General features: G+C 66.9%; 20 protein-coding genes. 11 read left to right on the top strand and 9 right to left on the bottom strand.

What is annotated here, in order from left to right:
- The first annotated feature begins 125 nt into the window (after positions 1-125).
- From dnaE to C1922_RS06690, 3 genes are all read left to right on the top strand, one after another.
- A complete protein-coding gene (dnaE, locus tag C1922_RS06700) occupies positions 126-3,719 on the top strand; it encodes a DNA polymerase III subunit alpha (protein WP_108749054.1) in 3,594 nt (1,197 codons plus the stop codon).
- A 52-nt stretch (positions 3,720-3,771) separates the two neighbouring features.
- Entirely contained in the window at positions 3,772-4,638 is an 867-nt protein-coding gene (locus tag C1922_RS06695; RefSeq protein ID WP_108749053.1) for an ABC transporter substrate-binding protein, read from the top strand.
- A gap of 134 nt (positions 4,639-4,772) precedes the next feature.
- Positions 4,773-5,732, top strand: a complete 960-nt coding sequence (locus tag C1922_RS06690; RefSeq protein ID WP_108749052.1) for an acetyl-CoA carboxylase carboxyltransferase subunit alpha — start codon at positions 4,773-4,775, stop codon at positions 5,730-5,732.
- A gap of 139 nt (positions 5,733-5,871) precedes the next feature.
- Here the strand turns inward: C1922_RS06690 and C1922_RS06685 are convergent, their stop codons facing one another.
- Entirely contained in the window at positions 5,872-6,327 is a 456-nt protein-coding gene (locus C1922_RS06685) for a CopD family protein (RefSeq protein ID WP_108749051.1), read from the bottom strand.
- 137 nt (positions 6,328-6,464) lie between these two features.
- Here C1922_RS06685 and C1922_RS06680 point away from each other — a divergent pair, with 137 nt between their 5' ends.
- Positions 6,465-7,055, top strand: coding sequence for a class I SAM-dependent methyltransferase (locus C1922_RS06680; RefSeq protein WP_108749050.1), 591 nt, complete (start codon positions 6,465-6,467; stop codon positions 7,053-7,055).
- A 93-nt stretch (positions 7,056-7,148) separates the two neighbouring features.
- Positions 7,149-8,456 carry a polyhydroxyalkanoate depolymerase gene (phaZ, locus tag C1922_RS06675; protein ID WP_108749049.1) on the top strand — a complete coding sequence of 436 codons (1,308 nt, stop codon included), beginning with the start codon at positions 7,149-7,151 and terminating at the stop codon, positions 8,454-8,456.
- Between the two features lie 189 nt (positions 8,457-8,645).
- Here phaZ and C1922_RS06670 read toward each other — a convergent pair whose 3' ends face one another.
- From C1922_RS06670 to C1922_RS06660, 3 genes are all read right to left on the bottom strand, one after another.
- The gene (locus C1922_RS06670) at positions 8,646-9,623 is read right to left on the bottom strand and encodes a sensor domain-containing protein (protein WP_108749048.1); all 978 of its coding nucleotides are present in this window, start codon (positions 9,621-9,623) and stop codon (positions 8,646-8,648) included.
- A complete protein-coding gene (locus C1922_RS06665; protein WP_108749047.1) occupies positions 9,620-9,985 on the bottom strand; it encodes a PadR family transcriptional regulator in 366 nt (121 codons plus the stop codon). The genes C1922_RS06670 and C1922_RS06665 overlap by 4 nt, the downstream gene beginning before the upstream one ends.
- A 92-nt stretch (positions 9,986-10,077) precedes the next feature.
- Positions 10,078-11,562 carry a HEAT repeat domain-containing protein gene (locus C1922_RS06660; RefSeq protein ID WP_108749046.1) on the bottom strand — a complete coding sequence of 495 codons (1,485 nt, stop codon included), beginning with the start codon at positions 11,560-11,562 and terminating at the stop codon, positions 10,078-10,080.
- Positions 11,563-11,684: 122 nt separating this feature from the next.
- Between C1922_RS06660 and C1922_RS06655 the strand changes: the two genes are divergently transcribed.
- Positions 11,685-12,587: a peptidylprolyl isomerase gene (locus C1922_RS06655; RefSeq protein WP_108749045.1), complete on the top strand. Its 903-nt coding sequence runs from the start codon at positions 11,685-11,687 to the stop codon at positions 12,585-12,587.
- 316 nt (positions 12,588-12,903) lie between these two features.
- On the opposite strand, the gene C1922_RS06650 is transcribed toward C1922_RS06655, so the two are convergent.
- Positions 12,904-13,776: a DMT family transporter gene (locus C1922_RS06650; protein ID WP_108749044.1), complete on the bottom strand. Its 873-nt coding sequence runs from the start codon at positions 13,774-13,776 to the stop codon at positions 12,904-12,906.
- 115 nt (positions 13,777-13,891) lie between these two features.
- Here C1922_RS06650 and C1922_RS06645 point away from each other — a divergent pair, with 115 nt between their 5' ends.
- Together C1922_RS06645 and C1922_RS06640 are read left to right on the top strand one after the other, a co-directional pair.
- On the top strand, positions 13,892-14,836 hold the full coding sequence (locus tag C1922_RS06645; RefSeq protein ID WP_108749043.1) for a LysR substrate-binding domain-containing protein: 945 nt from the start codon (positions 13,892-13,894) through the stop codon (positions 14,834-14,836).
- A gap of 69 nt (positions 14,837-14,905) precedes the next feature.
- Entirely contained in the window at positions 14,906-15,199 is a 294-nt protein-coding gene (locus tag C1922_RS06640; RefSeq protein ID WP_108749042.1) for a hypothetical protein, read from the top strand.
- Between the two features lie 41 nt (positions 15,200-15,240).
- On the opposite strand, the gene C1922_RS06635 is transcribed toward C1922_RS06640, so the two are convergent.
- Positions 15,241-16,014, bottom strand: a complete 774-nt coding sequence (locus C1922_RS06635; RefSeq protein WP_108751506.1) for a DUF4349 domain-containing protein — start codon at positions 16,012-16,014, stop codon at positions 15,241-15,243.
- Positions 16,015-16,168: 154 nt separating this feature from the next.
- Between C1922_RS06635 and C1922_RS06630 the strand changes: the two genes are divergently transcribed.
- Positions 16,169-17,974, top strand: coding sequence for a DUF885 domain-containing protein (locus C1922_RS06630; RefSeq protein ID WP_108749041.1), 1,806 nt, complete (start codon positions 16,169-16,171; stop codon positions 17,972-17,974).
- A gap of 112 nt (positions 17,975-18,086) precedes the next feature.
- Here C1922_RS06630 and C1922_RS06625 read toward each other — a convergent pair whose 3' ends face one another.
- From C1922_RS06625 to C1922_RS06615, 3 genes are all read right to left on the bottom strand, one after another.
- Positions 18,087-18,695 carry a hypothetical protein gene (locus C1922_RS06625; RefSeq protein ID WP_159091881.1) on the bottom strand — a complete coding sequence of 203 codons (609 nt, stop codon included), beginning with the start codon at positions 18,693-18,695 and terminating at the stop codon, positions 18,087-18,089.
- Positions 18,696-18,783: 88 nt separating this feature from the next.
- On the bottom strand, positions 18,784-20,616 hold the full coding sequence (smrA, locus tag C1922_RS06620; protein ID WP_108749039.1) for a multidrug efflux ABC transporter SmrA: 1,833 nt from the start codon (positions 20,614-20,616) through the stop codon (positions 18,784-18,786).
- 127 nt (positions 20,617-20,743) lie between these two features.
- A complete protein-coding gene (locus tag C1922_RS06615; RefSeq protein WP_108749038.1) occupies positions 20,744-22,306 on the bottom strand; it encodes a serine hydrolase in 1,563 nt (520 codons plus the stop codon).
- 110 nt (positions 22,307-22,416) lie between these two features.
- Between C1922_RS06615 and C1922_RS06610 the strand changes: the two genes are divergently transcribed.
- A complete protein-coding gene (locus C1922_RS06610) occupies positions 22,417-22,860 on the top strand; it encodes a VOC family protein (protein ID WP_108749037.1) in 444 nt (147 codons plus the stop codon).
- Entirely contained in the window at positions 22,857-23,720 is an 864-nt protein-coding gene (locus tag C1922_RS06605; protein ID WP_108749036.1) for a DUF72 domain-containing protein, read from the top strand. The genes C1922_RS06610 and C1922_RS06605 overlap by 4 nt, the downstream gene beginning before the upstream one ends.
- The last annotated feature ends 72 nt before the right edge of the window (positions 23,721-23,792 follow it).

The following is a 23,792-nucleotide window of genomic DNA, read 5'->3' as shown; positions in this document are numbered from 1 at the left end:
CCCCCGTCAAGTCCTTGTCGCCACCCCCTGCCCTCGGTACCCTGACCGGGCATTCCAGCGCATTCCGACCCCGGCGACGATTCCCCGTCAGCTCCCGGGGCCCGCGCGCTCCAACCTGGTCCGGCATGTCCAACTCTCGCTTCGTACATCTCCACGTCCACACCGAGTTCTCGCTGGCGGACTCGACCATCCGCGTGCCGGCCAAGCCCGACCAGGCGGACCCGAAAAAAGCCAAGCAGGCCAACCTGCTGTCGCGCTCGGTGGAGCTCGGCCTGCCCGCCCTGGCGGTCACCGACCTGAACAACCTGTTCGCCCTGGTGAAGTTCTACAAGGCCGCCGAAGGCGTGGGCATCAAGCCCATTGCAGGCGCCGACGTGATGATTGCCGAGGAAGGCCAGGACCCGTGGCGGATGACCCTGCTGTGCCGCGACCGCGAGGGCTACCTGAGCCTGTCGCGATTGCTGACCCGCGCCTGGATGGAAGGCCACCGCGCCGAAGGTGGCGTGGCCGTGCACCCGGACTGGCTGAAGGCCGGCAACGCCAGCCTGTTCGCCCTGGCCGGGCGCGAAAGCCTGGCCGGACGGCTGGCGCTGGATGGCAAGCACGACCTGGCCGAGCAGCAGCTGGCCGACTGGCAGCGCGTGTTCGGCGATGGCCTGCACCTGGAACTGACCCGCACCGGCCGCGAAGGCGAGGAAACCTTCAACCGCTTCGCGCTGATGGCCGCCGGCCAGCGCGGCCTGCCGGTGATCGCCAGCAATGACGTGCGCTTCCTGGCGCCGACCGACTTCAGCGCGCACGAAGCTCGCGTGTGCATTTCCACCGGCCGCGTGCTGGATGACCCCAAGCGCCCGCGCGACTACAGCGACCAGCAGTACCTGAAGTCGGCCGAGGAAATGTGCGCGCTGTTCGCCGACATTCCCGATGCGATCGACAACACGCTGGCACTGGCCGAGCGCTGCAACATCGAAATGCGCCTGGGCACCTACTTCCTGCCCAACTACCCGGTACCCGACGACGAAACGCTGGACACCTGGATCCAGAAGATGTCGCGCGACGGCCTGACCGAGCGCCTGGAAAAGAATCCGCTGGCGCCGGGCAAGACCCGCGAGGACTACTTCGAGCGCCTGGAGTTCGAGCTCAACACCATCATCAAGATGGGCTTCCCCGGCTACTTCCTGATCGTGGCCGACTTCATCCAGTGGGGCAAGAACCAGGGCATTCCCATCGGCCCCGGCCGTGGTTCCGGTGCCGGTTCGCTGGTGGCGTGGGCGCTGAAGATCACCGATCTGGACCCGCTGCCGTACAACCTGCTGTTCGAGCGCTTCCTGAACCCCGAACGCGTGTCGATGCCCGACTTCGACATCGACTTCTGCATGGACCGCCGCGACGAGGTGATCGACTACGTGGCGCGCAAGTACGGGCGCGAACGTGTCAGCCAGATCATCACCTACGGCACCATGGCGGCCAAGGCGGTGGTGCGCGACTCCGGCCGCGTGCTGGGCTTCCCGTATGGCCTGGTCGACGGCGTTTCCAAGCTGATTCCGAACATCCTGGGCATCCACCTGAAGGATGCGCTGGGCAAGGGCAAGGAAGGCCCCAGCTCGGAAATGGCCTCGCCGGAACTGATCCAGCGCTACGAGACCGAGGACGATGTCCGCGACCTGATCGACCTGGCCCTGCAGCTGGAAGACCTGACCCGCAACGCCGGCAAGCACGCCGGTGGCGTGGTGATCGGGCCCGAGCCGCTGAGCGAGTTCTGCCCGTTGTACGCCGAACACGATGAGAACGGCCTGGGCAAGAACCCGGTCACCCAGTTCGACAAGAACGACGTGGAAGAAGTGGGCCTGGTGAAGTTCGACTTCCTGGGCCTGCGCACGCTGACCATCATCGACTGGGCGGTGAAGGCGATCAACAAGCGCCACGAGCGCGCCGGCATTCCGCCGGTGGATATCGCCGCGATCCCGCTGGACGATGCGCCCACCTACAAGGACATCTTCGCCAACGGCAACACCGGCGCGGTGTTCCAGTTCGAATCCTCGGGCATGCGCCGCCTGCTGAAGGACGCGCGCCCCGACCGTTTCGAAGACCTCATCGCCCTGGTGTCGCTGTACCGACCGGGCCCGATGGACCTGATTCCATCGTTCAACGCGCGTAAGCACGGCCAGGAAGAAATCATCTATCCCGATCCGCGCACCGAAGCGATCCTGAAAGACACCTACGGCATCATGGTGTACCAGGAGCAGGTGATGCAGATGGCGCAGATCGTCGGCGGCTACTCGCTGGGCGGCGCCGACCTGCTGCGCCGCGCGATGGGCAAGAAGGTGCCGGCGGAAATGGCCAAGCACCGCGAGATCTTCCGCGAGGGTGCGGCCAAGGATGGCGTGGACGAAGCCAAGGCCGATGCGATCTTCGACCTGATGGAAAAGTTCGCCGGCTACGGTTTCAACAAATCGCACGCCGCCGCGTACGCGCTGGTCAGCTACCAGACCGCGTGGCTGAAGCGCCACTACCCGGCTGAGTTCATGGCAGCCACGCTGTCCTCGGACCTGGACAACACCGAGAAGGTGGTCGGCTTCCTGGACGAGGTGCGCAACCTCGGCCTGACCGTGCTGCCGCCGAAGGTGAACCACTCGGCCTTCATGTTCGAAGCGGTCACCCCGGACACCATCCAGTACGGTCTGGGCGCGATCAAGGGCGTGGGCCAGGGTGCCTGCGAAGCGGTGGTGGACGAACGCCTGAAGGGCGGCGACTACAAGGACCTGCTGGACTTCTGCACGCGCGTGGGTTCGGCCAAGCTGAACCGGCGCACGCTGGAAGCGATGATCAACTGCGGCGCGCTGGACGAACTGGGCCACAACCGCGCCTCGCTGATGCTGCAGTTGCCGGAAGTGATCAAGGCCACTGACCAGATGGCACGCGAGCGCGCCTCGGGCCAGAACTCGCTGTTCGGCGGCCCTGACCCGAGCACGGCCAGCATCCAGCTGGACCTGCCCGAAGCCGAGGAATGGCCGCTGCTGCAGCGTCTGAACGGGGAGCGCGACACCCTGGGCTTCTACCTGAGCGGCCACCCGTTCGACCCGTGGCGCGACGACGTGCGCGACCTGGTCGGCAACGATCTGGGCGCGGTGGAAAAGATCTGGAGCGCCAACAGCGGTGGCGGCGGTGGCGGCGGCGAAAAGCGCTGGCGCCCGGAAGTGCAGACCGTGCTGGCCGGCCAGGTGGTGGGCGTGCGCCGCAAGGGCGAAAGCCAGATCTTCATCCAGCTGGAAGACGGCCGCGGCCGGGTCGAATGCAGCGCGTTTTCCGATGCCATGGCCGAGTTCGGCCACCTGATGACCAAGGACCGCATCCTGGTGGTCAAGGGCGGCCTGCGCGAGGACGAATTCAACGGCGGTTTCGCCCTGCGCATCCGTCAGTGCTGGGACTTCGATGAAGTCTGCGCCAACTACGCCACGCGCCTGTCGCTGCGCCTGGACCTGCGCCAGCAGCGCCCGGTCTGGGAACGCGTGAATGCCGTGCTCGACCGCCATCGCCCCGGGCGCACGCCGCTGCGCCTGGACCTGCTGCTGAAGAGCCCGCAGGGCGGCGTGGCCGGCATGCTCGACGTGTCCGGGCAGAGCGCGGTGCGCATCGATTCCAAGCTGATGGAGGCGCTGCGCGCCGACCCGGCGGTGCGCACGCTGAAGGTGCGCTACAGCCCGCCGTGGGCCAACTGAGCGCACACCTGATTTTCTTTTCCGTTGTCTGTATCAAGGACGATTTCCCGTCATGAAAACGCTGTTGTTCCCCCTCGTCGCTGCGCTGGCGCTGTCCGCATGCTCGTCCAAGGTCGATTTCGAGATCGACAACCCCACCGCCACGCCGCTGGCCATCAGCATCGACGGCAAGGACCTGCCGGTGGCCGCCAACGCATCGCGTGCGATCAGCCTGGCCCCGGGTGAGCACCACCTGCACACCGAACGCCTGGGCGATGTGCGTTTCATCGTGTATGCCGACGGCCGTGGCGGTCTGATCAACCCGACCCTGAGCGAGTACGTGACCGCGCGCGAGATCTACGTGACCGGCGAGGACAAGCTGAAGAACTTCGGCAGCAGCGGCCTGGGCATGGAACTGGGCGGGGTGCAGTTCAAGGGCCCGTACGAGAAGCACCACGGCCTGTTCATCGACAAGAACTGGAACTTCGGCGTGCGCCAGCCGTTCCCGGAAGAACAGATCGTGGCCCACGTGGATGCCAGCGGCGGCAAGATCAGCACCAAGGTGTTCACCGCCCCGGACTTCATCGACTACGTGGAACAGAGCATGGGCGAACCGGGTGCCTTCAAGCGTGAGCAGCCGGCCGGCTACGTGGCCCCGGTCTACACGCTGGAACCGGCCCCGGCCACCCTGCCCGCGCTGGACCCCGCCTTCGAGGCCCATGCCGGCCCGATGCGCGATCTGTATGCGCGCTGGCTGAAGGCCAGCACCGCCTCGGAGCAGAAAGCCCTGCGCAAGGAAGACTTCAAGGTCAGCATGGCCTTCACCCAGGCCACCATGACCCTGGGCTCGACCCTGCCGGTGGCCGCCAACGAGGCCTACAACGACTTCGTGACGATCCGCAGCACCGAGATGGCGCGCAGCGCGCTGGTCATGCCCTGACGCCCCCTGATTGCCTGCCGCGCTGACTGGCGCGGCCTGCCCGGCTGGGTTACCGTCGCCTTCCAGACGAAGGCGTACGGGGCGTTCCGGCGCATTCGGCTAGAATTCCCCTCTTCTTTACACGACGGCTTCCGATGAATCCGAACTACCTCGACTTCGAGCAACCCATCGCCGACCTGGAAGCCAAGATCCAGGAACTGCGCAACGCCAGTGCCGGTCCGGCGGTCAATGTCGAGGCCGAAGTGCACGCGCTGCAGGACAAGCTGCGCATGCGCACCGCGCAGATCTTCCGCAACCTGACCTCGTGGCAGGTGCTGCAGCTGGCCCGCCACCCGTCGCGCCCGTACACCGCCGACTACATCCGCATCATCTGCGATGAGTTCCAGGAACTGGCCGGCGACCGCGCGTTTGCCGACGACAAGGCCATCATGGGCGGCCTGGCCCGCATCAATGGCCGCTCGGTGATGGTGATCGGCCACCAGAAGGGCCGCGACACCAAGGAGAAGATCAAGCGCAACTTCGGCATGCCCAAGCCGGAGGGCTACCGCAAAGCCCTGCGCCTGATGAAGATGGCCGAACGCTTCGGCCTGCCGGTGCTGACCCTGATCGACACCGCCGGCGCCTGGCCGGGCATCGATGCCGAATCGCGCGGCCAGTCCGAAGCCATTGCCCGCAACCTGATGGAGATGGCCGAACTGAAGGTGCCGGTGATCTGCACGGTGATCGGCGAAGGCGGTTCCGGCGGCGCGCTGGCGCTGGGCGTGGGCGACCGCACCGTCATGCTGGAATACGCGGTGTATTCGACCATCACCCCGGAAGGCTGCGCCTCGATCCTGTGGAAGGACGCCGGCAAGGCCAAGGATGCCGCTGAACAGCTGGGCCTGACCGCGCCGCGCCTGAAGAGCCTGGGCCTGGTGGACAAGGTGGTGCGTGAGCCGACCGGCGGTGCCCACCGCAACCCGACCCAGATGGCCAAGCGCCTGAAGGCCGTGCTGCTGAACGAGCTGGACGCGCTGGACACGCTGTCCACCGAACAGCTGATCGAGCAGCGCTACGCGCGCCTGCGCAGCTACGGTACGTACGAAGCGGCCTGATCAGGCCGGTGCGACGCGGCCTGATCGGCCGCGTTGTCTGTCTGTAGGGTTGAGCCATGCTCGACTGCTGTTGATCGAATCAGTCGAGCATGGCTCGACTCTACAAAGAGCTTATCCACGCATGGCGTGGATCTACCGGTCAGAACGGCTTGGCCAGCACCAGCCAGACGATCGGGATGAAGGCCAGCAGCGGAATCTCGTTGATCCAGCGCAGCGCGCGCGAGGACGGCAGTGCGCGGCCCTTGGCCACACCCTTCAGCAGGCGGCCGGTCCAGATGAAGTACGCCAGCAGCAGTACCACCAGGCCCAGCTTGGCGTGCAGCCAGCCGGCACCGCCCGGCGCGACCATGGTCGGGAAGTCCGGAATGACCTTGTAGCCCAGCCACAGCACCAGGCCCAGCACGAAGGCCAGGCCGAACATGGAATGGCCGAAGCGGTACAGGCGCATTCCCATCAGCTGCAGGCGCGCCAGCACCGCCGGTTGCCCGGTCGTCTCGGCCAGGTTCACCAGGATGCGCGGCAGGTAAAAGACCGTGGCCATCCAGGCCACCACGAAGACGATGTGGAAGGTCTTGACCCAGTAGTAGCTCTGCATGCGCTCGCTCCGGCGGCTGGCGGGAAGGGGCTATTGTCGCAGCAGAGCCACCCCATGGGTGGCTGCCGCGGCCAATCGACGCACCCGTGGCCGCGACACCGTACGATAGGCGCCGCTTTCATCACCGTGCCCTGCCCATGGACAAAACTTACGACGCCGCCTACTTCCAACGCTGGTACCGCCGCGCCGATATCGGCGGCAGCGCCCGTCTGGCCCGCAAGGTGGCCCTGGCCGTGGCCAGCGCCGAGTACTACCTGGAACGGCCGATCCGCAGCGTGCTGGATATCGGCTGCGGCGAAGGCGCCTGGCGCGCACCGCTGCTGAAACTGCGTCCGAAGGTCCAATACCTTGGCTTCGACAGCAGCGAGTACGCTGTGCGCCGCTACGGCCGTACCCGCAACCTGCACCTGGCCGCATTCGGCGATTTCGCCTGGCTGCGGCCCTGCGCTCCGGTCGACCTGCTGGTGTGCTCGGACGTGATGCATTACGTGCCCGACCGCGAGCTGCGCGCCGGCCTGGCCGGCCTGGCCGAGCTGACCGCTGGCGTGGCCTTCCTGGAAACCTTCGCCGCCGAGGATGAATTCGACGGCGACCACGAGGGCTTCCAGGCCCGCCCGGCGCGCTGGTACCGGCGCGAGCTGGCCCGCCAGGGCCTGCAGGCCGTGGGTTCGCACCTGTGGCTGGGCCCCGGGTTGGCCGGCGAGGCGGCGGCGCTGGAAAGGATGTGAATCCGGATTCATTTTTTTCAGCCAACTTAACCCGCGGGACACTGGGATGGGATATGCTGCGAGGCAACATATGACCATACATATTCGGTCGGCATGCTCTATCAACTGCACGAACTGACCCGCAACCTGCTCGCCCCCTGGGTGCACCAGGCCCAGGCCAACGCCCGCTTCTTCACCAACCAGGGTCACTGGTGGTCGCAGATGCCCGGCGCTGATCGCCTGGCGGCCGTCAATGAACTGTTCCATCGCATCGGCAAGGATTACGAGAAGCCCGAATGGGGCATCAACGAAATCGACGTCGAAGGCGAACGCGTGCCGATCGTGGTGCACGAAGAGGTGAGCAAGCCGTTCTGCAAGCTGCTGCGCTTCAAGCGCCACAGCAACGAAGCCGAGCAGCTGCACACCATGCTCAACCAGCCGTTCGTGCTGGTGGTGGCGCCGCTGTCGGGGCACCACGCCACGCTGCTGCGCGACACCGTGCGCACCCTGCTGCGCGACCACCGCGTGTACGTCACCGACTGGGTGGATGCGCGCATGGTGCCGGCCAGCGAAGGCGAGTTCGGGCTGGACGATTACATCGCCTACATCCAGGAATTCATCCGCCACCTGGGCGTTGAACGCCTGCACGTGGTGAGCGTGTGCCAGCCGACGGTGCCGGTGCTGGCCGCGGTTTCGCTGATGGCCAGCCGTGGCGAGCCGACCCCGCGCACGCTGGTGATGATGGGCGGGCCGATCGATGCGCGCTGCAGCCCCACCGCAGTGAACAACCTGGCCACGCAGAACCCGCTGTCGTGGTTCGAAAACAACGTGATCCACACCGTGCCGGCCAGCTACCCTGGCGTGGGCCGTCGCGTGTATCCGGGCTTCCTGCAGCATGCGGGCTTCCTGTCGATGAACCCCAGCCGCCACTTCAGTTCGCACTGGGATTTCTACGCCGACCTGGTCAAGGGCGACCTGGAAGACGCCGACGCGCACCGTCGTTTCTACGATGAGTACAACGCCGTGCTGGACATGCCGGCCAAGTACTACCTGGACACGATTTCGGTGGTGTTCCAGGACTTCCTGCTGCCGCGTGGCGAGTGGGTGGTGAACGGCGAGAAGGTCGACCCGTCGGCGATCCGCGATACCGCGCTGCTGAGCATCGAAGGCGAGCTGGACGATATTGCCGGCCTGGGCCAGACCGAAGCGGCGCAGGCGCTGTGCACCGGCATCGCGGCCGACCGCCGCGAGCATTTCATCGTCGAGGGTGCCGGCCACTACGGCATCTTCAGCGGCCGCCGCTGGCGCGAAGTGGTGTACCCGAAGGTGCGCGATTTCTTCGCCGCCCATGCCGAAGCCCCGGCTGCGAAGGCGACGAAGAAGAAGAGCAACGTCACCCCGCTGCGGCGCAAGGCCGGGTAAATGCCCCAGCGGTAGGTGCCGACCTTGGTCGGTACGCTTTGGTAGATGCCAACCTTGGTTGGCGCTCTACCGTGATTCCCGATGTCTGATGGTGCGTGCCAACCAAGGTTGGCACCTACCGTGAATCGCGACGTCTGATGGTGCGTGCCAACCAAGGTTGGCACTACCAGAGCGGGCCCGCATTTACGGTTACAGCCGCACCAGCAGGTGCTTGGCCAGCATGCCGTGCAGTTTGCCGATGCCGCGTGCCAGGTGCATCGTCAGCAGCAGCAGCAGCGCGCCCACCACGGCCAGCACCGGCGTTGCGGCCAGCGGCAGCACATTGGTGCCATCGATGTAGATGCTCGGCGCGGTGGCATCGAACAGCGCCGCCACCGGCGACCAGATGAAGGCCAGCGACACCGACAGCAGGGTGACCGCGATGGTGAAGTACACGATGCCCAGCGGCAGCATCAGCAGGAAGTACAGCAGCGTCAGCCAGGTACGGCCATCGGTGAACATGTCACCAATGCGCTGCAGCCAGCTGCGGCTGCGATCGGTGTACTGCGGCCGCCGCGGCATGCGCTCACCCAGCAGCGCTTCCACCAGCCGCCCTTCCAGCAGCGCCAGACCGCGCACCGAACCGAAGAACAGCACCGTCAACGGCACGCCGATGATCAGGATCATCAGGCCCAGCGACAGCGACAGGCCGGTCACCACCCAGGTGAAGAAGAACGTGCCGGTGGCCAGCGACAGCAGCATGTAGAACAGCGCGCCGTATGTGTGCGGATCCACCACTACGCCGAAGAAGCGCGCCCACCAGGTACGCGGCTTCGCCGCCGGCAGCGCCGCCGCCGGTGCCGCCCCGCTGGCTTCGGCCGCCGCGCGCAGCACCGGCGCGGTGTCGGCCCGTGGCGTACGCAGCGCGCGGTTCACGGTCACCTCGGTTTCGCGGTAGATCTCGGCCACTTCCTGCGGCGCGCCATAGCTGCCGGCCACATCGGCAATCACCTCGGCTTCGCTGCGACCGGACTGCGCGGCCAGTTCAGAGCGCAGGTATTCCTCGGCGTCGTACAGGGCATCCTGCACCATGGCCGGGTCGGCCCCTTCCAGCGCCGCCCGCAGCTGCGCCAGATACTGGGCAATGGTGGTGGGCAGGGCCGTGCCTGCCAGGTTCAGGTCGTTCATTGCGGTACCCCCTCCAACACGGAATCGACGGAATCGCGGGTGGCCTGCCAGGCCTGGCGCCACTGCGCCAGCACCTCGTGGCCACGTTCATTGATGCGGTAGTAGCGGCGCGGTGGGCCACTGCTGGACGGCTCGACGTGGCTTTCCAGCAGGCCGGCGCCTTCCAGGTTGCGCAGCACCGGGTACAGCGCGCTCTGCTTGCCACTCAGCACGCCCTCGCCCACGCGCTCCAGCTCCTTGGCAATCAGATAGCCGTACAGCGGCTCCCCGGCTCGCGCCAGCACCGCCAGCAGGGCCAGCGACACCGTGCCGGCACTGAGCTCCTTCTGGAACTTCTTCAGGTGGACATCGTCGTCGGACATGGCCGGCCCTCCACTATGTTGGAGTCAACAGTAGTGCGAAGTCCGGTATAGCGAATGTGTCGTTAGTCACCCTGCCGTGAGGCAAGGGGGCGTCAGGCTTGGCGCACGGCCAGCAGCACCTGTGCCGCAACGGCCTCGGGCAAGGCATGCCTGCCCGCTTCAAGCCGACTGACCAGTGCCTGCCGGCGGGCGGGGCCCAGCGGCGAGTACTGCTCGCTGCGGCGAAGCCAGTCGTGTGCCAGCTGCAGGTGCCACGCGCGCTCATCTTCGCGCTGCGGCACCGCGTCCAGCAGCAGGTCCAGGTGCTGCCACAGCGGCAGCCGCGGCAACTGCCTGCGCAGGCCGGCCTGCGCCACCTGTGAGGGTCCGTCGTGGCAGAACGCCAGCAGCCTCGGTGGATCCAGCTCCGCAATCCACAGCGCGTTCGCGCTGTCCAGCATCGCATTCACCGTGCGACCCGGCATTTCCAGTGCCACCCGCAGCAACGCCAGGCCGGCGCCGCCCTCGGCCCGCACCCAGCCGCGCAGGCAGTTGCGCTGATGACGCGCCGACACCTGCGGCAACCAGGCGCGCAATGCAGGCACATCTTCGGCCTCGGCGTGATCGGCGAGCGCCGCCAACGCCTCGCGCCAGCGTCCGCGCCCTGCCGCATGCAACTCCTGGCGCCACAATGCGATGGCGGGACGGGCCTGCCGCTGCTGCAGCAGCCATGCAGCCAAGCGCCGCACACCGCGCGAACGGTCAAATGCCGCCGCTTCGATGTGCGCGTCCAGTCCAGCCACGTCGCGCTCCACCAGCGCGCGCAGCGCGGCACCCCGCACGCGAGCGGATGGCGCGGACAGGGCCAGCGGACACAGCCGGTTGACGTCCGCGCGCGCGCCATGCTGCAGAAGGTCGGTAAGCGCCAGGTAGGAAACGTGCGGATCACTGTCGCCCAGCGCATGCGCGCGCAGTGCTGCCTGGTCTGGATGTGTCTGCAGAGCGATGGCATAGGCCACCAGCCGGGTGCGTGCGTCGGGATGCCCAAGCAGTCCCTCAAGCACTACCCGGCGGGACGGCGATGCCAACCACGCGAGCAGGCTGTCCTGCAGCCACGCGCGGTCGATGCGCTGCGCATTGCGCAGGCGCACCACGATCGGCCACGCCGCCAGCACCTGATGGACCGCGCACTGCCCGAGCAGGGACAGCACCACCTCCTGCGCCACCGCACGCACCTCGGCCACCCAGTCATTGCAGCGCAGCAGGGCGCAGGACAAGGTCAGGTGGCTGGGCACCGAGCGCATCGTCCGCAGCGCCGCCTCGCGGGTATGGCCATTGCCATCGCATCCGGCAAGGAACAATGCCGCCGCACGTACTTCAAGCGATGCGCCCTGGTAGATCTGCACGCTGGAAAGCAGTTCGTTCTGCCGTGGTGCCCACCAGCTGCGCAGACGCTCATCGACGTCGAACAGCGTGCGAGGAGGGAGTGCCTGCAACCAGCGCACAGCGTCCACGTCATCATCAACGAAGCCTCTCAGCGTCCATTTGACCAGCGCGCGCAACGCCGCTTCGGGCGTGGCGGAGTGTTGTTCGCTCATTGCATGCTTCCCTGCCGATGTGCACACAGTGCCGTACGCGCATCGGCAAGACCAGAGGGCATCGATGGCGCAGGCGCCGCCGGTGGCGCAGAATCGGCTGACACCTTCGTTCCGGGGATCCCATGCCGCACCGCCGTCGCACTGCCCTGACCGCCCTTGCCCTCGCCTGCCTGCTGCCCGCCCTGGCCAGCGCTGCCACGCCCTATCGCAGCCCGCAGCAGATCCTTGATGCTTCTGCGGCCAGCGATTGGCGCACCCCGGACCCGGCCAACCTGCTGTACATGGATCTGCCGGCCGGTCGGGTGATCATCGAACTGGCGCCGCAGTTCGCCCCGCGCCATGTGGCCAACATCCAGACCTTCGCCCACGAGCATTTCTGGGACGGCACCAGCATCTACCGTTCGCAGGACAACTTCGTGGTGCAGTTCGGCGATGCCGACGCCGACGACGCAGCCAAGGCCAAGCCGTTCGGCAGCGCCGCGCGCAAGCTGCCGGCCGAATTCGAACGCGCCAGTACTGGCCTGAAGGTGAGCGTATTGCCCGACCGCGATGGCTGGGCGGCGCAGACCGGTTTCGTTGATGGCTTCCCGGTGGGCCAGGACGCGCAGGCCGGCAAGGCCTGGCTGGCGCATTGCTACGGCATGCTCGGTGCCGGCCGCAGCAACGAGGAAGACAGCAGCATCGGCGCCGAGCTGTACGTGGTGACCGGCCAGTCGCCGCGTCAGCTGGACCGCAACATCACCTTGGTTGGCCGCGTGCTGAAAGGCATGGAACTGCTGAGTGCGATTCCGCGCGGACCGGCGCCGATGGGCTTCTATGCAGACCCGACGCTGCGCACGCCGATCATATCGATCCGCCGCGCCAGCGACGTGCCAGCGGCCGAGCGCACCCCGGTCCAGGTGCTGCGTACCGATTCAAAGACCTTCGCCGATACGGTGGAAGCACGGCGCAACCGCGTGGACGATTTCTACAAGCGCCCGGCCGGGCATATCGACCTGTGCAACATCCCGGTGCCGGTGCGGTAGCGCCGGGCCATGCCCGGCGAGCGTGGCGGCGGGTTCCGTGCGTGGCGCATGCTGAAGGCACATCATTGTTCATGGGCGTCACTTTTCTTTGCCCGCGCAAAGAAAAGTAACCAAAAGAAACGCGCCGCCGTCCGCGAGCCGGCGCTGCGCGCCGGTACCCTGTGCTCCTCGGTCCGTCGAGGGACGGCGCGGAACTCGCTGCGCTCAGACACCCGCGCCTCTCCGCCCTCGCCGGACCTGCGGTGCTCGGCTCGCTTCAAGGCGGACCCAGATCAAAACCCACAGCCGCGCGCCCACGCAGCGCGAGCTCGATGCCTCAGCTTTTCTGGCTGACCGCCACGCTGCCCAGGATCAATCCACCGGCAACCAGCATCTGCAGCGTCACCGGTTCGCCCAGGAACAGCCAGGCGAAGGCGGCGCCGAACAGCGGAATCAGGTAGGTCACGGTGGAGGCGCGTGACGGGCCGATGCGGCCGATCAGGCGGTAGAACATCAGGAACGCCAGGCCGGTGCAGGCCACTCCCAGCGCGATCGCGGCGCCCCAGGCCTTCAGCGGAATGGCACCCTGCGGCCAATGGGTCACGGCCATCGGCAGCATCCACAGCGAGGCACAGCCCAGCGTCGCGGCAGCGGCGGCCGCCGATGGCAGGCCGGTCATGTGGCGCTTCACCAGGTTCACCCCCAGCCCATACAGCAGCGACGCCGCAGCGCCTGCCAGCACCGCCATGCCGATACTCAGGCCCGACACCTTGGCGGTGGCCAGCACCACCACGCCAGCAAAGCCGACCAGCAGCGCGCCAGCACGACGCACGCCGATCTTTTCGCCGAAGAAGAGGAACGCGATCAGCGCGGCGAACAATACCGTCATCGCATTGCAGATCGCACCGATCGCCGCCGGCGCCTGCTCGGCCGAATAGGCGAACAGCACGAACGGCAACGCCGAATTGATCAGCCCGATCGGCGCCAGCCACAGCCAGCGGCGCGGCGGGAACTGCGCACGCGCGCGCCACAGGAACGGCATCAACACCAGTGCGCCCAGCACCAGGCGCACTTCCACCAGCGCGAACGGACCGAACGAGGGCACGGCCACCCGCATGAACAGGAACGAGCAGCCCCAGATCGCGCCGAGCAGGGTCAGTTCCAGCGGCGTGCGCCAATCGCGCTCGGCTACCTGTGGTACCGCATTCATGTGCTGCCTCCGTCCATCGTCTGTCAAGCCACCGGGCACACAGCATCGGCCGCAGACGCCTGCCGCACAAGCGCGTAGTATCGCTGTCAGCCACAAATATGGTTTGAGGCTGGACATGCTGCTACGCCCTTCCCTGCTGCCTGCACTGGCCGTCTTTGCGGTGGCCGCACGCCACCAGAACTTCGCCCAGGCCGCACTGGAGCTGCACCTGACCGCCAGCGCGGTCAGCCACCACGTGCGCCGCCTGGAAGAGGTGCTGGAGGTGCGCCTGTTCCTGCGCCACGCCCGCGGCGTGCGCCTGACCGCCGAGGGCCGCCAGCTGGCAGACGCCGCCAGCGCCGCCTTCACCGATGTGGCCGCCGTGGCCCACCACCTGCAGCCCGACGCCGACAGCGTGACCCTGCGGGTGACCACGCTGCGGTCGCTGTCGTACTGCTGGCTGCTGCCGCGCCTGCCGCGCTTCACCCAGGCCCACCCGCAGATCCGCATCGAACTGCACACCGGCAGCGGCCTGGACCGCTACGACGACAGTGGCCCGGAAGTCGGTATCCGCTACGGCCTGGGCCAATGGCCGGGACTGCACGCGCAACACCTGATGGACGACCAGCTGTTCCCGGTGGCTTCACCGGCGCTGGCCGGGGTGGAAGCACTGGACGAGCCGGCACGCATCGCCGACCTGCCGCTGCTGAGCGATCTGTCACCGCAGGGCTGGCGCGACTGGTTCCGTCACGCCGGGGTGCGGCCGCCCTCGCCGCTGCCGCCGATGCACACCTTTGCCGACAGCACCGATGCGATGCGCGCGGCGGTGTATGGCATGGGTGCGGTGCTGGCACGCACCCACATCGCCCAGCCCTACCTGCAGCGCTACGAAGTGGTGCGCCTGCCGGGCCCCGCGATGAAGGCGCGCTACAGCTATTACGTCGTGCACGCCGAAGGAGAGCCGCCCGGCCCGGCGGCGCGCGTGTTCATCGACTGGCTGCTGGGCCAGGCACACGACGAGCGCACGCCCATTCCCGCGCTGCCCGACAGCCTGCTGGGCCGCTCGCCTACCGTCGGCTGACAGCGCCCTCACCCGGTCTTTGCCTGCCGCTGGCTAGGCTGCGCTGAACTCCCACCACGTGCCACTGCCATGTCCATGCTGCGACTGCGAATCACCGGAACCGAAGACGATGCCCGCGCCATCAGCGATCTGCTGCTGGGGCTGGAAGGCATCGAGCACGTTGAAGAAACCGACGACCTGATGCCGCACATGGATGACGACGATTCCAGTTCGGCCGGCCTGTCGGACGACATCGGTCCGGGCATCCATGAACTGGAAGTGGAAGTGGGCAACGAGAGCACCGCGCAGAAGGTGCGCGATGCGGTGCAGGAACTGGCGCTGGAACTGGATGTGTTCGTCGAATACGAGACTGACGAGGGTTGAGGCGTCGCCGGGCATGGCCCGGCGCTACCCGTTGCGTACGATCAGGCTTTGCGGCGGCGCCGGCGCAGCCATGCGCGGATGCCCCACCCCACCAGCAACGCCACGATGCTGACCGGCAGCAAGGCCGCAGCGGCGCGGATCAGGAAGGCCACGCTGAGGCTGAGGATGTTGCCGGACTCGCTCAGCGCCTCGCCGATCTCGCTGCGGCTGCGCTGGCCGGAGGTGGTATCGAAGTGCAGCGTGACCAGCTGCGTGTCGATGCGGCGGCGCTGCTGTGCGGCGTCCTTGTTGGCCTGCTCCACACCCGCCTCGATTTCCGACAGGCGGGTGGTGATCGCCATCAGGTCCTCGATCTTCAGGTCCTTGCGGTCCTGGTAGGACAGCAGCCGGGCGTGCTCCTTTTCCAGCCGCGCCTTGGTCAGCGCAGTGTCGGCCACCTGCTGGGCCAGATCCTCGGCACGGGTGTTGCGCCCCTGGGTCTGCCCACCTTCACCGGCCAGGCCGATCAGCGGCTCCACACCCTTGGGCGCGATGCGCACCTTGACCTCGCCGCTGGGCCGTTCGCCGCTGCGCTGGTCGACCTCCAGCACCGCGCAATCACCGAACTTCGCGCTCTGGCAGGCCTGCGCGACCTGCTGGATGCGCGCACTGATCTGCTCGGCCTGCAGCTGTATCTGCACATCGTGTTCGTAGGCCAGGAACGCGCCTTCCGGTGAAGCGACCGCGGCAGCGGCGACACCGCCGGCATCGGCGGCCATATCACCGTGCTTTGCACAGCCGGTCAGTGCCAGCGCCAGCAGCGCCCCCTTGGCCATCACCAGCATCGTGCCGTAGCGGCCGCGTCCCTGTTCCTGCATGTCCTGCGCTCCAATGAAGATTCCCTGAGGCGCACATGGTAATCCTATGGCAGGGGGACAAAGCAGCCCCGGCGGCCTATGCTCGGGGTTTGACCCCGTACAGGAACGCCTGATGCGCCCGCATCTTCTTGCCCTTGCCCTGGTTGCCGCCTTGGCCGGTTGCCAGCCGGCCGACGCCCCGACCAACGCTTCCACCCCGGCCGGCCAGCAGGCCGCTGACCAGGCCGCCGATGCGGCCTTCGCCGATCTGTCCAAGCGCGCCCTGGACACCTGGATGCAGCTGTCGCCGGTCAGCGCCACCCAGATCGGCGACCACCGCTATGACAGCGAAATCGACGACCTGAGCGCCGCCGGCCAGCAGAAGACCGTGGCCGCCTACAAGACGCTGCTGGGCGAGCTGGACAAGATCGAAGTGGCGAAGCTGGGCCGCGAGAACCAGGTCGACGCGGCGATCCTGCGCAACCAGCTGCAGTCGGAAATCTGGAACGCCGAAGTGCTGCAGTCGGGCAAGTGGGACCCGCAGCTGTACAACGGCTTGGCCGGCAGTGCGATCTACGGCCTGATGGCCCGCGAATTCGCGCCGCTGCCGGAACGCCTGAAGTCGGCTACCGCACGCATGGAAAAGCTGCCGGCGATCTTCGCCCAGGCGCGCGAGAACCTCGACCCGGCCCGCGTGCCGAAGATCCACGCCGAGACGGTGGCCAAGCAGAACAAGGGCATCCTCAGCATCGTCGATACCTTCATCACCCCGCATATCGGTGAACTGCCGCAGGCCGACCAACAGCGCCTGCAGGCGGCCATCGACGGCCTGAAGAAGGCCGTGGACGAGCAGCAGACCTGGCTGGACAAGACCCTGGTGCCCAATGCCAAGGGCGACTTCCGCATCGGTGCGGAAAAGTACGACCAGAAGCTGAAGTTCGCGCTGAATTCCTCGCTGTCGCGCCAGGAGATCGGCGAGCGTGCGCGTGCCGAACTCAAGCGCGTGCGCCAGGATATGTACGGCATCGCGCAGACCGTGCTGAAGGACAAGCCGGGCGCACCGGAGATGCCGGCGCAGCCGACCGACGAGCAGCAGCAGAAGGCCATCGAGGCCGCGCTGGAACTGGCCTACGCCGACAAGCCGGCGCGCGACAAGGTGGTGGACGATGCCAAGGCCGCGCTGGAGCAGTCCACCGCATTCGTCCGCGAACACGACCTGATGACCCTGCCCGATGCACCGGTCGACATCATCCTGATGCCCGAATTCCAGCGCGGCGTGGCCGTGGCCTACTGCGATTCGCCGGGCCCGCTGGACAAGAACCTGAAGACCTTCTACGCCGTCTCGCCCATTCCCGACGACTGGAATGACAAGCAGGTCGACTCGTTCCTGCGTGAGTACAACTCGCGCATGATCCACCTGCTGAGCATCCACGAAGGCACCCCAGGCCATTACCTGGAAGGCTGGCATTCGGCCAAGTTCCCGTCGACCCTGCGTGCGGTGCTGCGTTCGGGCCTGTTTGCCGAAGGCTGGGCGGTCTACACCGAGCGCATGATGCAGGAGCAGGGTTACCTCAACAACGACCCGCTGTTCCACCTGGTGCAGCTGAAGTTCTACCTGCGCACCATTTCCAACGCGATCCTGGACCAGGGCGTGCACGTGGACAACTGGGATCGCGAGAAGGCGATGCACCTGATGACCCACGATGCGTTCCAGCAGGAGAGCGAAGCGAGTGGCAAGTGGGTACGCGCGCAGCTGACCTCGGCGCAGCTGCCGACCTACTTCGTCGGTGCGCAGGAGCACTTCGATACCCGCAAGGCGATGCAGGACAAGCTGGGCGAAAAATTCAACCTGAAGGCCTACCACGACCAGATGCTGTCCTACGGCGCACCGCCGGTGCGCTTCGCACGCCAGCTGATGCTGGACCAGCCGATCGAGTGATTGGTTGGGTGTGAGATGGAAACGGAACGGCCCGGGGAGACCCGGGCCGTTTTTCATCCACGCATGGCGTGGATCGACCCGCCAGGTACCGTCATCCACGCATGGCGTGGATCTACTCCTCCGCGTCAGTAGATCCACGCCATGCGTGGATGGCATTCCGCACGGACAGTGGCTTCACAGGCACTGCAGCCTTCTTCAGCTCGATCGGAACAGAGAACATACGCCTGACATCAAGCGCTTCGCTTTCGTAACTGTTCTCAAAGTCCTTTTCAAGCAACTCAACCACGATGACGCCGCGCTCGCCGTCGACCATTATCCCCTGATGCTCCGGGAACAGCGCCTCGATCTTTCCAGATCCCACTACGTTCTGAAGCTCAGCCAGCGAATGCGGCGCACCCACCACGAAGTGGTAGGTGACCCGCCCGTATCGGGTGTCAACGATCCTGGAAGGCACTGGGTCGGCTCCGGTCAGCCTGACCGTCACGACCATCGGGTTCTCGGTAAACGTCTTGCCTGCAAACCTGTCCGGCATGACCTCTACGATCTTCTGAAGCTCTTCTCCGGCCGCCATTCGAAGGCGCAGGCGCCTGTCGGCTTCCTCCGCGGTCAGCCCTTCTTTCTTTGCAAAGATCTGGACGACAGGATCGGTGGCGGGAGTCACGTTCTGGGCGTACGCAGAAGGCATTGCCGAAGCGCCAACACACATGGCGAGTGCGATCACGTGTCTGCAATTGCGTCTCATGGGACCTCCCTGGTCCAGCAGGGGGTCAGAGCCCTTTCCTGCGGAAAGGGATCCGACCCCGATGCGGTTATTGGTCGGCGGCCACAAAGCCACCCGTCTGCCGCGCCCACAGCCGCGCGTACAGGCCACCGGCGGCAATCAGCTCGCCATGCGTACCGGTTTCGACGATGCGGCCCTGGTCCATCACCACCAGCCGGTCCATGCGCGCGATGGTCGACAGGCGGTGCGCGATCGCGATCACCGTCTTGCCGCCCATCAGCTCATCCAGACTGTCCTGGATCGCCGCTTCCACTTCCGAATCCAGCGCCGAGGTAGCTTCGTCCAGCACCAGGATCGGTGCGTCCTTCAGCAGTACGCGGGCGATGGCGATGCGCTGGCGCTGGCCACCGGACAGCTTCACCCCGCGCTCGCCGACATGCGCGTCATAGCCACGGCGCCCCTGCCCGTCCACCAGCGTGTCGATGAAGGCCTCGGCACGCGCCTTGGCCACGGCCGCACGCAGCTGGTCGTCGCTGGCATCGGGACGGCCGTACAACAGGTTGTCGCGGATCGAACGGTGCAGCAGCGAGGTGTCCTGGGTGACCACGCCGATCTGCTGGCGCAGGCTTTCCTGGGTGACGTGGGCGATGTCCTGGCCATCGATCAGGATGCGCCCGCTCTCCAGGTCGTACAGGCGCAGCAGGATGTTGACCAGGGTCGACTTGCCGGCGCCGGACGGCCCGACCAGACCGATCTTCTCGCCCGGCTTCACCACCAGGTCCAGACCGGCGATCACCCCGCCCTTCTTGCCGTAATGGAAGTGGATGTCCTGGAAGTGCACGCCACCGTGGCTCACCTGCAGCGGCACGGCATCGTCGCGGTCCTGCACGGTCAGCGGCTGGGCGATGGTGGTGATGCCATCCTGCACGGTGCCGATGTCTTCGAAGATGCCGTTGATGGTCCACATGATCCAGCCGGACATGTTGTGGATGCGGATGACCAGGCCGGTAGCCAGGGTGATCGCGCCCACGGTGATATGCCCGCCGTTCCACAGCCACAGCGCCAGGCCGCAGGTGCCGGCAATCAGGAAGCCGTTGACGATGGCGATGGTCAGGTCCATGCCGGTGGTGATGCGCGTCTGTGCGCGATGCTTGACCGCCAGTTCCTGGATCGACTCGGCCACGTAGGCCTGCTCACGACCGCCATGGGCGAACAGCTTCAGCGTCGGGATGTTGGTGTAGCCATCGACGATGCGGCCCATCGCCTTCGAACGCGCCTCCGAGGCGATCCACGCGCGTTGCTTCGCGCGCGGCACGAAGTAGGCCAGGATCACTGCATAGGCCAGCAGCCACAGGATCAGCGGCACCATCAGGCGCCAGTCGGCCTGCGCGAACAGGTACAGCGCGGTGCCGGTGTAGACCACGATGTACCAGAGCGAATCGACCATCTGCACGGCCGATTCGCGCAGCGACGTACCGGTCTGCATCACCCGGTTGGCGACGCTGCCGGCGAAATCGTTCTGGAAGAAACTCAGGCTCTGCCGCACCACGTAGTTGTGCATCAGCCAGCGCGAGCGGTTGCTCAGGCCCGGCACGATGGCCTGGTTGACCAGCAGGTTGTGCAGGCCGACCAGGATCGGCCGCGCGATGACCGTGATGAACAGCATCCAGCCCAGCTCGTTGGCGTGGCGCTGGAAGAAACCGGCACCGGGCTGCTCGGCAACCATGTCGACGATGCGGCCCAGGTAATCGAACATCGCCACTTCCACCAGCGCCAGCAGCAGGCCGGCGATGAGGGTGGCCAGCAGCACCGGCCACACCGGGCGCAGGTAGTGCAGGTAGAACGGCAGCACCTTCTGCGGCGGCATGCGGCCATCGACCGGCGGGAACACCGGAATCAGAGATTCAAACCAACGAAACATCACAGTCCCTCGCCATCAATCAGCGCGGGGATTATCCCATGCCGGGTGTGTGTCCCGCGTTCCGGCGTGGGCCTGGCAGGCGCCCAGCGTGGTGGGCGCCTTGCCGAATGCCGACCAAGGTCGGCATCTACCGGCTCGTGGGGGTGAACTGCAGGTCCTGGAAGTCGAAGCTGAAATCGGTCAGGTCCGAGATGGCCTGCATGCGCACCTCGCGCACCTTGCCGTCCGGGTCCAGGCTGAAGTTCACGAACGCGTCGGCGTTGAGCGAGCGATCGTCCCAACGCACGATGAAGGTGTCGTGCTGCCAGTGTTCCAGGCGGCCGGTCAGCTGCGCGGTCCTGGCAAAGCTCAGGCGCAGGCCCTTGCCCTCGGCCACTATGGCCATGTCGCCGTACCAGCGATCGCGGTACTGGCCGGCATAGCCACGCAGCGGCAGCGACGGCGTAGAGCCCTTGGCACGCTCGGCCTGGTGCTTGGCCCAGGCTTCGTCGGCCTTGTCCTGGCCCTTGGCCACGCCCTTGGCGTAGGCGTCGACCCAGTCATGCTTTTCGCCGCCCAGGTAGGCGTCGAGCACGCTCAGGGTGATCGCGTTGAAGGCCGCGCCCGATTCCTGGTTGGTCAGCACCACCACGCCCAGCTTCTGGCCCGGCACCAGGGTCAGCCGCGAAACCATGCCCGGCCAGCCGCCGGTATGCCAGACCAGCTTCTGCCCGCGGTAGTCGCTCAGGCTCCAGCCCTCGCCATAGCCGGCGAAGTTGGCCCGCGCCGGTTCGAGCTCGGGCACGCTCGGGGTGGCGATGGCCTGCGGCGTGATCATCTGCCACATGTCTTTCTGGGTCTTGGCACTGAACAGCGGCGTGCCGTCAGCCAGCGCACCCTCGGCCAGCTGCACCTGCATCCAGCGCGCCATGTCGTGCGCACTGGAATAGATACCACCGGCACCGGCGTTGTTCGACCAGGTCAGCGGCGCAACGGTGCGCAGATCCTTGAAATCGTACTTGGCGTGGCCCACCGCCGCGTTGTCACCGGGCTGCAGGTGGTCGGCGTTGTAGCGCGTACCGGCCATGCCCACCTTGTCGAAGATGCGGGTCTGCAGAAACTGCTGGTAGCTCATGCCCGACACTTTTTCGATCACCTGCTGGGCGACCGCATAGAGGATGTTGTCGTAGGCATAGCGCTCACGGAAGCCGCCCTTCAGTGGCACCTGGCCCAGCCGTTGCACAACCTCGGCATTGCTGTAGCTGGTGGTGGGCCAGAACAGCAGGTCGCCGGCGCCCAGGCTCAGGCCGCTGCGGTGAGACAGCAGGTCGCGCAGGGTCATCTGCCCGGTCACGAAGGGGTCGGACATGCGGAACGACGGCAGGTGGTCGATCACCTTGTCGTCCATCTTCAGCTTGCCGTCCTCGGCCAACAGGTTCAGCGAGGTGGCCGTGAACGCCTTGGTGTTGGAGGCGATGGCGAACAGCGTGTCGGCCTGCACCGGTGCCGGCTTGCCCAGTTCGCGCACGCCCCAGCCGCGCTCCAGCACGATCTGGCCATCCTTGACCACGGCCACGGCTACGCCGGGCACGTCGAACTGCGCGCGCACGCGCTCGACCGTTGCATCCAGGTTCTGCAGTTGCGGCGGGGTGGCCGCACTCGCCATGGTGGTGCACGCCAGCAGCACGGCTCCTCCGATCCAGGTTTTCATCCAGCACCATCTCCGAACAGGGGTCGCGGCCATGTGCAGGCCGTCACCGGGGTTTCGCACGATGGTAACGGGCGCCGATCCACCCTGCCCTGTGCCATAGGAGGGGTGCCATGGTTGACGATCATGCAGGGGGCAGCGGCTCCACCATCATTCCCTGCCTGCGCTACCGCGATGCGCTGGCAGCGATCGACTGGCTGCAACGTGCCTTCGGGTTCCATGCGCAGGCGGTGTACGCCGAGGGCGAAACGGTCTTCCATGCCCAGCTGGTGTTCGGCCAGGGCATGATCATGCTGGGCTCGGCCAGCAACGGCGGCGAATGGTCGAAACTGGCGGTGATGCCCGACCAGGTGGATGGGCGGCAGACCCAGAGTGCCTGCGTGATCGTGGCCGATGTGGACGCGCACTACGCCCGTGCCAAGGCCGCCGGTGCGCGCATCGTCATCGACATCGCCGACCAGGACTACGGTGGCCGCGGCTATGCCTGCGCCGATCCGGAGGGCTATCTGTGGTGGTTCGGCAGCTACGACCCGTGGCGCGCGGACCCCGGCCAGTGACGCCGGCCACGATCCGCTGCGGGATCGGCGGCTGGGTGTTCCCCGAGTGGCGCGGCGGCGTGTTCTACCCCGCGGGCCTGCCGCAGCGCGATGAGCTTGCGCACGCCAGCCACGCACTGCGCTGCATCGAGATCAACGGTACGTTCTACCGCACGCCCACCGAAGCGCAGTGCGCGCAGTGGGCGGCGCAGACGCCGGACGGCTTCCGTTTCTCAATGAAGGCACCGCGCTATCTCGTGCAGCGCCGCGATCTGTCCTCCACCGTCGACGCGGCTGCGCCGTTCCTGCGGGCGGCACTGGGGCTGGGCGATCGGCTGGGCCCGCTGCTGTGGCAGTTCGACCCGAAGCACCCGGCCGATGCGGTGGCACTGGAAGCGCTGATGGCCGCGCTGCCGAAGACGCTGCAGGGCATGCCGCTGCAGCACGCGCTGGAAGTGCGCAACGCGCAGGTGCACGGCGCCGACCTTGTCACCGCCGCGCGCCGCCATGGCGTGGCTCTGGTGATCGAGGACAGTGACCAAGCCCCACTGCACGGCGACGTCAGCGCCGGGTTCGTCTACGCGCGGATCAAGCGCAGCCAGGCGCGCCTGCGCGAAGGCCTGCCGCGCCCGCAGCAACAGCGCTGGGCGGAGCGTGCGCGCTGCTGGTCACGCGGCAAACCCGTGCAGGACCTCCCCTGCTTCGCCGAACCCGCTGCGCCGCAACCCCGCGAGGTCTACCTGCTGTGCATCGGCGCAGGCAAGGCCCGCAACCCGGCGGCGGCGATGGCACTGCAGCGGCTCAGCGACGGTGCCAGCGATCCCGCCCCCACGGCAGCATCCAGCCCAGCACGGACACGCCGCCCACGCGCAATACGTTGAGCGCGAGCCGACCGCACCGGTCCGCTGCCCTTCCAGGAGAGGGCGCGGCGCCTGACCGTCGCCGGCCGGCAC

This window comes from Stenotrophomonas sp. ZAC14D2_NAIMI4_7, from assembly GCF_003086675.1.
Taxonomy (GTDB): domain Bacteria; phylum Pseudomonadota; class Gammaproteobacteria; order Xanthomonadales; family Xanthomonadaceae; genus Stenotrophomonas.
Note: the sequence above shows the minus strand (reverse complement) of the source record. Positions and strands in the feature narration are given on the sequence as shown.